Consider the following 12,383-nt stretch of genomic DNA (forward strand, 5'->3'; position numbering starts at 1 on the left):
ATGTGCGAGAGCCGAACATGGCGGCGGCTCCGCTCAGATTGTGCGACACGTTCCGTCTTGCGCGAGCCGTGGCGCGACAACAACGCCGTCCCGCGCGCGGTCGCCGACATTCAGCTATCGCGGTGAAGCACGTCAACATGATTTGTGGTCCCGCGTTGATTCACGCGGTGACCGGGCGCGCTGCCTTGCGCGGGCACTTTCGTTCCCGACGTGCAAGGCCGGCTACCGGCATTGCGCGCGGCATTCGGAACCCTCCATCTGCTGATCCGAGATTTCGGGCGATGCTCTAGCCGGTTTTCCGGAGCTTCAGACGGATTGAGCCCGGATGCACGGGCGGGGGCTCCGACCCGCCCGGTAAAACCGAGCAAGTTGAACGACATCGACGCGAATGCCGTTCTTTTCGCGGTCTGGCATGAATGCTGCTTAAGCATCTGCCAAAAGAAGCGACAGCTTCAGAACATGCAGCGCGAGGGACGTTCAGATGCCAGCCAACACACAACCCATCACCTGAAACGACCGGGACATCACCCGATCGGCATTGCGCGTGTCCGCATGAATGCGGACCGCAATGAACGTTGGCACGCGACTGCGGCTTGGCATGCAATGGAGAAGGTAATGACGATCGCGGACGCTCACGATCAGGACCCGCAGGAAACCCGGGAATGGCTCGATGCCCTGTCGGCGGTCCGGGGGCACCGCGGCAACGAACGCGCGGAGTTCGTCGTCAATGCGATGCTCGACGCCGCGCGACGCGGTGGCCTTCAGATCGAGCAGTCGCTGACGACACCCTATTGCAACACGATCCCGCTGGAGCAGCAGCCGGCGCTGCCGGGCGACCGCGCGATCGAGCACAAGCTTCGCTCCATCATCCGCTGGAATGCGCTGGCGATAATTCTGCGCGCCAACAAGGAGAGCTCGGAGCTCGGTGGCCACATCGCCAGCTTCCAGTCTGCCGCCACGCTCTACGACATCGGTTTCGGCCATTTCTGGCACGCACCGACCGAGACCCATGGCGGCGACCTGATCTTCGTGCAGGGGCACTGTTCCCCCGGCATCTATGCGCGCGCCTTCCTTGAGGGGCGACTGAGCGAGGAGCAGCTCCTCAGCTTCAGGCAGGAGACCAGCGGCAAGGGTTTGTCGAGCTATCCGCATCCCTGGCTGATGCCGGACTTCTGGCAGTTCCCGACGGTGTCGATGGGGCTGGGCCGTTGATGGCGATTTATCAGGCGCGGTTCTTGAAATATCTCGAGAACCGCAAGTTGGCCGAGACGTCCAACCGGAAGGTCTGGGCGTTCATGGGCGACGGCGAAACCGACGAGCCGGAATCGCTCGGCGCGATCTCGCTCGCCGGCCGCGAGAACCTCGACAATTTGATCTTCGTCATCAACTGCAATCTCCAGCGGCTCGACGGGCCCGTCCGCGGCAACGGCAAGATCGTGCAAGAGCTCGAAAGTGTCTTCCGCGGTGCGGGCTGGAACGTCATCAAGGTGCTATGGGGCTCGGGTTGGGACCGCCTGCTGGAGAAGGACAAGAGCGGGCTGCTGCTAAGGCTCATGGAAGAATGCGTCGACGGCGAATACCAGGACTTCAAGAGCAAGAGCGGCGCCTACATTCGCGAACACTTCTTTGGCAAGTACGAGGAAACCAAGCAACTCGTCTCTGACATGAGCGACGACGAGATCTGGCAGCTTGCGCGCGGCGGCCACGATCCCGAGAAGGTTTTTGCCGCCTACACCGCGGCCGTGAACCACAAGGGCCAGCCCACGGTCATTCTGCCGAAGACCGTCAAGGGCTACGGCATGGGCGAGTCCGGCGAGGGCCAGATGATCGCCCATCAGGCGAAGAAGATGACGCAGGACGCGCTGCGCGGCTTTCGTGACCGTTTCCAGGTGCCGGTCGCCGACGCGGACCTGGCCAAGGTGCCCTTCCTCCGGTTGCCGGAAGATGGTCCGGAGATGAAGTATTTCCGGGCGCAGCGCGAAAAGCTCGGCGGCTACCTACCGCAACGCCGGCGGAAATCCGCGTCCTTGCAAATTCCGCCGCTCTCGACGTTCCAGCGGCTGCTCGAAAACACCGGCGAGCGCGAGATCTCGACGACGATGGCCTTCGTGCAGTTGCTCGGTGCGCTCGTGCGCGACAAGGTGATCGGCAAGCACATCGTGCCGATCGTACCGGACGAATCCCGCACCTTCGGCATGGAAGGCATGTTCCGGCAACTCGGCATCTACTCGTCGGTCGGCCAGCTTTACAGGCCGCAGGACGCCGATCAGCTGATGTACTACCGCGAAGACAAGAGCGGACAGGTCTTCCAGGAGGGAATCAACGAGGGCGGCGCGATGTCGAGCTGGATCGTTGCGGCGACGTCCTACTCGACGAACAACGTGCCGATGATCCCGTTCTACATCTACTACTCGATGTTCGGCTTGCAGCGCGTCGGCGATCTCGCCTGGCTTGCGGGCGACATGCGGGCCCGCGGCTTCCTGCTCGGCGGCACCGCCGGCCGGACTACGCTGAACGGCGAGGGATTGCAGCACGAGGACGGCCACAGCCACGTGCTCGCCGCGACCATCCCGAACTGCATCTCCTACGATCCGACCTTCGCCTATGAGGTCGTGACGATCGTCCGCGAAGGCATGCGCCGGATGTACGAGGCGCAGGAGGACGTCTACTACTACCTCACCCTGATGAACGAGAACTATCCGCATCCCGCGCTTGCCGATGCAGGCGAAGGGGCGGAGGAGGGGATCCTCAAGGGACTCTATCTCCTGAAGAACGGAGGCGAGACCGCGAAGAAGGGCCTCCGCGTCCAGCTTGTCGGGTCGGGCACGATCCTGCGCGAGGTGATCGCGGCCGCCGATTTGCTCAAGGCAGACTTCGGCGTGACCGCTGACGTCTGGAGCGCAACCAGCTTCAACGAGCTACGCCGCGATGGCATGGCGGCGGAGCGCTGGAACCTGCTGCATCCGACCGAGCCGCGTTGCGAGAGCTGGGTGGAATCGCAGCTCAAGGGACATCCAGGGCCGGTCGTGGCCTCCACCGACTACATGCGCAACTACCCCGACCAGATCCGGGAATATGTCCAGGCGGCCGGGCGTCGCTACGTCGTGCTCGGCACCGACGGGTTCGGCCGCAGCGACTACCGCGTGAAGCTTAGAAATTTCTTCGAGGTCGACCGGCACTACGTCGCGGTCGCGGCGCTCAAGGCGCTCGCCGATGAGGGGACGATCAAGCCCGCAATCGTGGCCGAGGCCATCGCCAAATATCAAATCGATGCCGGGCGCGCTGCGCCTTGGACTGTTTGAGCCAGGGAGCCGAGGGCAGAGCGATGAGTGGTCTGATCGACATCAAGGTTCCCGATATCGGCGACTTCAAGGAAGTCCCCGTGATCGAGATCTTCGTCAAGCCGGGCGACACGGTGAAGGCCGAGGATCCGTTGGTCGCGCTGGAGTCCGACAAGGCGACCATGGAAGTGCCGTCGCCGCGCGACGGCGTGGTGAAGTCGGTGGCCGTGAAGGTTGGCGACAAGGTCAGTGAAGGCGCCGTGATCGTGCAGTTCGTGGGCGCTGGCGCGGAGCAGGCCGAGGCTCGCCCGGTCGTCAGCGCGCCGCCATCGCCAGTCAGCGCACCGGCCGGTGTCGCCGAGGTGCGCGTCCCCGATATCGGTGACTTCAAGGACGTTCCGGTCATTGAAATCTTCGTCAAGCCCGGCGACAGCGTCAAGGCTGAGGATCCGCTGATCGCGCTTGAATCCGACAAGGCGACGATGGAAGTGCCGGCGCCCCTCTCGGGGACCGTGCGCGAGATCAAGGTCAAGACCGGCGACAAGGTCAGCGAGGGCGCGATCATTCTCGTGCTCGCGACCAGCGATGCGTCCACGACGGCCGCCTCTGCGGCGCCTGCGCCTGCAGCAGTGTCGTCGGCGCTCGCAGCGGCTCCCGTGGCGCAAGTCGGCGGGGTCGACGAAAAGGCCTTCGCGCTCGCCTATGCCGGACCGGCGGTGCGCAAGCTGGCACGCGAGATGGGTGTTGATCTCGGCAAGGTCAAAGGCTCCGGTAATCACGGCCGTATCGTTCGCGAAGACGTCGAGGCCGTTGCCAAGGGCGGGGCGTCCGCCGCCAAGCCGCAGGCTGCGCCCGCAAGCGGGGGCGGTGTCGGCGGCATCGATCTGCTGCCCTGGCCCAAGATCGATTTCGCAAAATTTGGCCCGGTCGAGCGCAAGGAGCTCGGTCGCATCAAGAAGATTTCGGCAGCCAATCTGCATCGCAACTGGGTCGTCATCCCGCATGTCACGACCCATGACGAGGCCGACATCACCGAGCTCGAGCAGTTCCGGGTCAAGATGAACAAGGAGCTGGAGAAGAGCGGCGTGAAGCTCTCGCTGCTGCCGTTCATGGTGAAGGCAGCCGTCGCGGCGCTGAAGAAGTTTCCGGAATTCAATGCCAGCCTCGACGGCGACACGTTGGTCTACAAGAACTACTGGCACGTCGGCTTTGCCGCCGACACGCCGAACGGCCTGATGGTGCCCGTCATCCGCGATGCCGACAAGAAATCGGTGCCTGACATCGCAAATGAGATGAACGCGCTCGCCAAGCTTGCGCGCGAAGGCAAGATCAAGCAAGACCAGATGCAGGGCGGCACCTTCTCGATCTCCTCGCTCGGCGGCATCGGCGGCATCTATTTCACGCCGATCATCAACGCGCCGGAAGTCGCGATCCTGGGCGTGTGCAAGGGATACTGGAAGCAGCATTCGCCTGACGGCAAGACCTGGACGTCACGCCTGACCTTGCCGCTGTCGCTGTCGTGGGACCACCGCGTCATCGACGGTGCGGCGGCCGCACGTTTCAACGTCTATTTCGCCAGCGTGCTCGCCGATTTGCGGCGCGTGCTGTTCTGAGATCGGGAGTAGGGCAGCATGGCTCAGCAGGTCGAAGTGAAGGTGCCTGATATCGGCGACTTCAAGGACGTCGCGGTGATAGAAGTCATGGTCAAGCCCGGCGAGACCGTCGCGGTCGACACCAGCCTGATCATGGTCGAGTCCGACAAGGCGTCGATGGAGATTCCGTCCTCGCATGCCGGCGTTGTCAGGGAGGTCAGGGTCAAGGTCGGCGACAAGGTCAGCGAAGGGGCCGTCATCCTCATGCTGGAAGCCGCGGGCGCCGCGGCCACGCCGCCGCCTGCCCCCGCCGCCGCGGCACCGGCAGCGACTCCTGTCGCAGCATTCCATTCCGGCAAGGCGGATATGGAATGCGACATGCTGGTGCTCGGCGCCGGTCCCGGCGGCTACTCCGCCGCATTCCGAGCCGCCGATCTCGGCATGAAGACCGTGTTGGTCGAGCGTTACGACACACTCGGCGGCGTCTGCCTCAATGTTGGGTGCATTCCGAGCAAGGCGCTGCTGCATACGGCGTCCGTCGTCGACGAGGTCAAGCACCTCCCGGACCACGGAATCTCCTTTGGCGCGCCGCAGATCGATCTCGGCAAGCTGCGTGCGTTTAAGGACGGCGTGATCAAGAAGCTGACCGGCGGCCTTGCCGGAATGGCAAAGGCCCGCAAGGTCGAGGTCGTGACCGGCGTCGGCGCCTTCCTCGACCCGCACCATCTCGAGGTTACCTCGGCAGGCGGCAAGAAGACGATCAAGTTCGCCAAGGCCATCATCGCCGCCGGCAGCCAGGCCGTGAAGCTGCCGTTCCTGCCCGAGGATCCGCGCATCGTCGACTCGACCGGCGCCCTGCTGCTGACATCGATCCCGAAGCGCATGCTGGTGATCGGCGGCGGCATCATCGGGCTGGAGATGGCGACGGTCTATTCGACACTCGGCGCACGCATCGACGTGGTCGAGATGCTCGACGGCCTGATGCAGGGCGCTGACCGCGACCTGGTCAAGGTCTGGGACAAGATGAACGCGCGTCGCTTCGACAAGGTGATGCTGAAGACCAGGACGGTCGGTGGGAAGGCCACCGGGGCCGGGATTGAGGTCTCCTTCGAGGGCGAGCAGGCGCCGTCGGCGCCGAAACTCTATGACCTGGTTCTGGTCGCGGTCGGCCGCAGCCCGAACGGCAAGAAGATCGGCGCCGAGAAGGCGGGTGTCGCGGTGACCGATCGCGGATTCATCGACGTCGACAGGCAGATGCGGACCAACGTGGCGCATATCCTCGCGATCGGCGACATCGTCGGGCAGCCGATGCTGGCCCATAAAGCCGTGCATGAAGGTCATGTGGCCGCGGAAGTCGCCCATGGCGAAAAATCCTATTTCGACGCGCGGCAGATTCCGTCCGTGGCCTACACTGATCCCGAAGTCGCCTGGGCCGGCAAGACGGAGGATCAGTGCAAGGCCGAAGGCATCAAGTTCGGCAAGGCGGTTTTTCCCTGGGCAGCCTCCGGCCGTGCCATCGCCAACGGTCGTGACGAGGGTTTCACAAAGCTTCTGTTCGACACGGCGACGCAACGCGTCATCGGCGGCGGCATCGTCGGCACACATGCGGGCGATCTGATCAGCGAGGTCTGTCTCGCGATCGAGATGGGCTGCGAGCCCGCGGATATCGGCAAGACCATTCATCCGCATCCGACGCTCGGCGAGTCCATCGGCATGGCGGCGGAGGTCTTTGAGGGCCACTGTACCGATCTGCCGCCGCAGAAGAAAAAGTAGGACTGCCCGCGCGGAACGCAGCGAAATGAGGGAGGAGACATAATGTCTGGAGCGACCAGTGCGACGGTCGATAAGAAGGCCGTGACGCAGAAGAAGCCATTTTACCGGGTGCTCTACGTTCAGGTGCTCGCAGCTATCGTGCTCGGCATTATCGTCGGTTGGGTCTCGCCCGAACTCGGCAAGAACGAGTGGATCAAGGCGATGGGCGACGGCTTCGTCAAGCTCATCAAGATGGTGATTGCGCCCATCATCTTCTGTACCGTCGTCTCCGGCATCGCCCATATCTCCGAAGTCAAGAAGGTCGGTCGGGTCGCGATCAAGGCGCTGATCTATTTCGAGATCGTGTCGACGCTTGCACTGGCACTCGGCTTGATCGTCGGCAATGTGGTGCAGCCTGGAGCAGGCTTTCAGGGTCAATCCAACGCCGCTGCTGTCGCGGGTTACGCCAAGCAGGCGAGCGAAATGAGGTCGATCGATTTCGTCCTGCACGTCATCCCGGACACGGTCGTGGGAGCGTTTGCGCAGGGAGAAATCCTGCAGGTCCTGCTGTTTGCAATCCTGTTCGGCTTTGCGCTGATGGGGCTCGGCGAGCGCGCCCATACCGTGCGGGCGTTCATCGATGACGTGGCTCACGCGATGTTCGGCGTCATCTCGATCATTGTTAAGGCGGCCCCGATCGGTGCGTTCGGTGCGATGGCCTATACGATCGGCCGGTATGGTCCGCAGGCATTGGGCAATCTCGCTGGGCTTATCGCAACCTTCTATGTCACTGCGCTCCTGTTCGTCTTTGTGGTCCTTGGTCTGATCGCCCGCTTCGCCGGATTCTCGATCTTCAAGTTCCTCAGATATCTGAAGGATGAATTGCTGATCGTGCTTGGCACGTCGTCCTCGGAGAGCGCGCTTCCGCAGATGATGGAGAAGCTCGAGCGCCTCGGCTGCTCCAAGCCGGTCGTTGGCCTCGTCGTGCCGACCGGCTACTCCTTCAATCTGGACGGCACCAACATCTACATGACGCTGGCGACGCTGTTCATCGCCCAGGCGATGAACGTGCAGCTCAGTTTCGGCGAGCAGTTGACGATTCTCGTCGTTGCCATGCTCACCTCGAAGGGCGCATCGGGGATCACGGGTGCCGGCTTCATTACGCTGGCCGGCACGCTCGCCGCCGTCAGGCCGGAGCTGCTTCCCGGCATGGCGATCGTGCTCGGTATCGACAAGTTCATGAGCGAATGCCGCGCGCTGACCAATCTCTGCGGCAACGGTGTTGCCTGCGTGGTGGTGGCCTGGTGGGAGGGCGAACTCGATCGCGAGAAGCTTCGTGTCGGTCTCGAGCGCGACATCGATCCGACAGACTTCGAGACCGCCGTGGCAGAGGGCAGGGGCATCTAGCGATTGGATTGCGAGAGATTTAACAGACAGACAAGAGGAAATGGTCATGACTGATGTGGTGATTGTGTCCGCCGCGCGAACGCCGGTCGGCTCCTTCAACGGTGCACTTGGATCGCTGACCGCGCACGAGCTCGGAGCCGTCGCGATCAAGGGGGCCCTCGAACGCGCCAAGGTCTCGCCTGAAGATGTCGACGAGGTCATCCTGGGCCAGGTGCTGTCCGGCGGTGAGGGGCAGAATCCGGCGCGGCAGGCCGCCATGGCGGCCGGCATTCCGCAGGAGAAGACGGCGTGGGGCATGAACCAGCTCTGCGGCTCGGGTCTGCGGTCGGTGGCGCTCGGGCTGCAGCAGATCGCCAATGGCGACGCAAAGGTCATCGTTGCCGGCGGCATGGAGTCGATGTCGATGGCGCCGCATCTGTCGCATATGCGTGTCGGCACCAAGATGGGTGACGTCAAATTCGTCGATTCCATGCTGAAGGACGGCCTGATGGACGCCTTCCACGGCTACCACATGGGCGTCACGGCGGAGAACATCGCCGCCAAATGGCAGATCACCCGCGAGGAGCAGGACGCTTTCGCCACCCGCTCGCAGAACAAGGCCGAGGACGCGCAAAAGGGCGGCCGGTTCAGGGACGAGATCGTTCCCGTCACCGTCAAGACCAGGAAGGGCGACGTTGTCGTCGACCAGGACGAGTATATCCGTGCCGGCACGACGCAGGATGCTCTCGCCAAACTTAAGCCCGCCTTCAACAAGGAAGGCTCGGTGACTGCGGGCAACGCCTCGGGCCTCAACGACGGCGCGGCCGCGCTGGTGTTGATGAGCGCGGAGGAAGCCAGCAGGCGCGGCCTGACGCCGCTCGCAAAAATCGTCTCTTGGGCGACCGCCGGCGTCGACCCGGCGGTAATGGGTTCGGGGCCAATCCCGGCCTCGCGCAAGGCACTGGAAAAGGCCGGCTGGAAGGTCGGGGATCTCGATCTCGTCGAAGCCAACGAGGCCTTCGCGGCCCAGGCCATCGCCGTCAACAAGGACATGGGTTGGGATCCCTCGATCGTGAACGTGAACGGCGGTGCCATCGCCATCGGTCATCCGATCGGTGCGTCTGGCGCCCGCGTGCTGACGACGCTGCTGTTCGAGATGCAGAAGCGGGGTGCGAAGAAGGGGCTTGCAACGTTGTGCATCGGGGGTGGCATGGGCGTCGCCCTGACGGTCGAACGGTAGCAGAGAACACCGGCCATAAGCGCCGGAGCAGAATGAACGCGGACGGCACCACACCATCCGCGAACGACAGCGGCTGGCCGTGCGCCGGCAGAAGAATAACCGATCAGGATCAGGAGGAAATCATGTCCAGAGTTGCGGTGGTGACCGGCGGAACGCGCGGCATCGGCGAGGCGATCTCGGTCGCACTCAAGGCGGCCGGCTACAAGGTGGCGGCGAGTTATGCCGGTAACGACGAGGCAGCTGCGAAGTTCAAGAGCCAGACCGGCATCAACGTCTACAAATGGGACGTCTCGAACTACGAGGCCTGCGTCGCCGGCTTGAAACAGGTCGAGGCCGACCTGGGGCCGGTCGATGTGCTGGTCAACAACGCCGGCATCACCAAGGACGGCATGTTCCACAAGATGACGCCAGAGCAATGGTACGCGGTCATCAACACCAATCTGAACTCGCTGTTCAACATGACGCGGCCGGTGTGGGAAGGCATGCGCGAGCGCAAGTTCGGTCGCGTGATCTGCATCTCCTCGATTAACGGCCAGAAGGGCCAGATGGGCCAGGTCAACTACTCCGCTGCCAAGGCCGGCGACATCGGCTTCGTGAAGGCGTTGGCCCAGGAGGGCGCCCGCGCCGGCATCACCGTCAACACGATCTGCCCCGGCTATATCGCCACCGAGATGGTCAAGGCGATCAGTCCGGAGATCGTGGCCAAGAACATTCTGCCCCAGATTCCGGTCGGCCGTCTGGGTGAACCGCACGAGATCGCGCGCGCGGTGGTGTTTCTCGCCTCCGACGATGCCGGCTTCATCACGGGATCGACGATATCGGCGAATGGCGGCCAGCACATGATCTGAGGCCGCATGCCGGCCTCCCGAACCGAAGAATCGAGGAACACGATGGACCAGGATCTCAGGGAAGCCGCACTCGAATATCATCGCCTGCCGACGCCGGGGAAGATCTCCGTGGTGCCGACCAAGGCGATGGCCACCCAGCGCGATCTGGCGCTGGCGTATTCACCTGGTGTGGCCGAGCCCTGCCTGGTCATCGCCGAGGATCCGTTGCAAGCGGACGTGTTGACGGCCCGCAGCAACCTCGTCGCCGTCGTCACCAACGGCACCGCCGTGCTCGGCCTCGGCAATATCGGCGCGCTGGCCGGAAAACCGGTCATGGAGGGCAAGGCGTGCCTGTTCAAGAAGTTCGCAGGCATCGACGTGTTCGACATCGAACTCGCCGAGGAGAATCCCGACGCGCTGATCGAGACGATCGCGCGGATGGAGCCGACCTTCGGCGGCATCAACCTCGAGGACATCAAGGCGCCGGAGTGCTTCTACATCGAGAAGAAGCTCCGCGAACGGATGAAGATACCCGTCTTCCACGATGATCAGCATGGCACCGCGATCATCGCTGCAGCCGCGATCCTCAACGGGCTGAAGCTGGTCAAGAAGGACATCGCCGAGGTCAAGCTGGTCTGCTCCGGCGCGGGTGCTGCGGCGCTCGCCTGCCTCGATCTCATCGTGAGCCTTGGATTGCGCCGCGAGCGCATCATCGTGACCGACGCCAAGGGTGTCGTGTATGCCGGCCGTACCGAAAGCATGGACGACAACAAGGCGCGCTATGCCGTGAAGACGGATGCGCGGAAGCTGGACGACATCATCCAGGATGCGGACATCTTCCTCGGACTGTCGGCCGGCAAGGTGCTGACATCAGACCTGGTCAGGAGGATGGCCCGCGATCCCCTGATCTTCGCGATGGCCAATCCGGTTCCGGAGATCATGCCGGAAGACGCGCTGGCGGTTCGTCCCGATGCGATCATCGGCACGGGGCGTTCGGACTATCCCAACCAGATCAACAACGTCCTGTGCTTCCCGTTCATCTTCCGTGGCGCGCTCGATTGCGGTGCGACCACCATCAACGAGGAGATGAAGCTTGCGACGGTCCGCGCACTCGCAGACCTCGCCCTGGCCGAGGTTCCTGAGGTGGTCGCAACCGCCTACAAGGGCGAGGACCTTCGCTTCGGGCGCAACTATCTCATTCCAAAGCCGTTCGATCCACGTCTCATCGAGATGATTGCGCCGGCGGTGGCAAAGGCGGCCGCCGATACCGGTGTTGCAAGGCGTCCGATCGCCGATATGGACGCTTATCGGCAGAAGCTGAGCCGTTTTGTCTACCAGTCCGGCAATGCGATGCAGCCGGTGTTTTCGGTGGCGAAGGGGAGCGGAAAATCCCTCGTTCTGGCCGAAGGCGAGGATGAGCGCGTGCTGCGGGCAGCACAGGTCATCGCTGACGAGCGGATCGCGAAGCCGTTGTTGCTCGGCCGGCCTGCCACCATCGAACAGCAGATCAAGGCTTTCGGTCTCCGGCTCAGGCCCGGCCAGGACTGCGAGATCATCGATCCGCACGATGCGCAGGTCTATTCCAAATGCGCTGACGTGTATCATGCGCGCAGGAGGCGCGATGGCGTATCGGCGGCCCTCGCGCTGTCGGAGACGCGGAGCAATGCGACGGTGCTGGCGTCGATCCTGCTCGAGCGAGGGATCGGCGATGCGATGCTTTGCGGAGTGATCGGGCGAACCGCCGATCACCTGGCGGCGATCAAGAACGTGATCGGAACGCGGGACGACGTGCGGACGCTCGCCGTAATGCAAATGCTCATTCTCCCGCAGCATCAGCTGTTCATCTGCGACACGCATTGCAATCTCAATCCGACTGCCGAGCAGGTTGCCGACATCGCGCTGCTGGCGGCCGCCGAAGTCAGGCGATTCGGCATCACGCCTCGAGTGGCGCTGTTGTCGCATTCGAGCTTCGGCAGCTCGGCGGTGCCGGAGGCGCACAAGATGCGGGAGGCGCGCACGATCATCCGCGCGCGCTCGCCCGATCTGGCCGTGGAAGGCGAGATGCGCGGCGACGCGGCGCTGTCGCAGTCGGTGCGTGACCACGAGTTTCCCGATTCCGGTTTCGTAGGTCCGGCGAACGTGCTGGTGATGCCCAATCTGGACGCGGCCAACATCTCGTACAATCTTTTGCGGATGGCTGCGGGGCAGGGGCTGACGGTCGGCGGCATTTTGCTCGGCGCGGCCAAGCCCGCCCACATTCTCACGCCATCCTCGACCGTCCGCCGCATCGTGAACATGGCTGGCG

At 63.5% G+C, this 12,383-nt stretch carries 6 protein-coding genes and 1 pseudogene; all 7 read left to right on the forward strand.

The window, feature by feature from the left end; translation table 11 throughout:
* Positions 1 to 615: 615 nt before the first annotated feature.
* A pseudogene (gene aceE, locus IC66_RS0100180) lies at positions 616 to 3,302 on the forward strand (pyruvate dehydrogenase (acetyl-transferring), homodimeric type).
* Positions 3,303 to 3,325: 23 nt separating this feature from the next.
* Positions 3,326 to 4,894 carry a dihydrolipoyllysine-residue acetyltransferase gene (locus tag IC66_RS0100185; protein ID WP_038946240.1) on the forward strand — a complete coding sequence of 523 codons (1,569 nt, stop codon included), beginning with the start codon at positions 3,326 to 3,328 and terminating at the stop codon, positions 4,892 to 4,894.
* Between the two features lie 18 nt (positions 4,895 to 4,912).
* A complete protein-coding gene (lpdA, locus tag IC66_RS0100190; RefSeq protein ID WP_038946241.1) occupies positions 4,913 to 6,646 on the forward strand; it encodes a dihydrolipoyl dehydrogenase in 1,734 nt (577 codons plus the stop codon).
* 42 nt (positions 6,647 to 6,688) lie between these two features.
* The gene (locus IC66_RS0100195; protein ID WP_028145339.1) at positions 6,689 to 8,032 is read left to right on the forward strand and encodes a dicarboxylate/amino acid:cation symporter; all 1,344 of its coding nucleotides are present in this window, start codon (positions 6,689 to 6,691) and stop codon (positions 8,030 to 8,032) included.
* A 46-nt stretch (positions 8,033 to 8,078) separates the two neighbouring features.
* Positions 8,079 to 9,251, forward strand: coding sequence for an acetyl-CoA C-acetyltransferase (locus tag IC66_RS0100200; RefSeq protein WP_085971591.1), 1,173 nt, complete (start codon positions 8,079 to 8,081; stop codon positions 9,249 to 9,251).
* 122 nt (positions 9,252 to 9,373) lie between these two features.
* On the forward strand, positions 9,374 to 10,099 hold the full coding sequence (phbB, locus tag IC66_RS0100205) for an acetoacetyl-CoA reductase (RefSeq protein WP_028145337.1): 726 nt from the start codon (positions 9,374 to 9,376) through the stop codon (positions 10,097 to 10,099).
* A gap of 42 nt (positions 10,100 to 10,141) precedes the next feature.
* Positions 10,142 to 12,383 (forward strand): NADP-dependent malic enzyme (locus IC66_RS0100210; protein WP_038946242.1); only part of this gene is annotated, 2,242 nt, incomplete at its 3' end.

It is taken from the genome of Bradyrhizobium genomosp. III (genome assembly GCF_000261705.1).
Lineage (GTDB): Bacteria > Pseudomonadota > Alphaproteobacteria > Rhizobiales > Xanthobacteraceae > Bradyrhizobium > Bradyrhizobium ottawaense.

Coding starts and splice junctions, on each gene's coding strand:
- phbB (WP_028145337.1), top strand. CDS start 9,374: ATGTCCAGAGTTGCGGTGGTGACCGGCGGAACGCGCGGCATCGGCGAG.
- IC66_RS0100195 (WP_028145339.1), top strand. CDS start 6,689: ATGTCTGGAGCGACCAGTGCGACGGTCGATAAGAAGGCCGTGACGCAG.
- lpdA (WP_038946241.1), top strand. CDS start 4,913: ATGGCTCAGCAGGTCGAAGTGAAGGTGCCTGATATCGGCGACTTCAAG.
- IC66_RS0100185 (WP_038946240.1), top strand. CDS start 3,326: ATGAGTGGTCTGATCGACATCAAGGTTCCCGATATCGGCGACTTCAAG.
- IC66_RS0100200 (WP_085971591.1), top strand. CDS start 8,079: ATGACTGATGTGGTGATTGTGTCCGCCGCGCGAACGCCGGTCGGCTCC.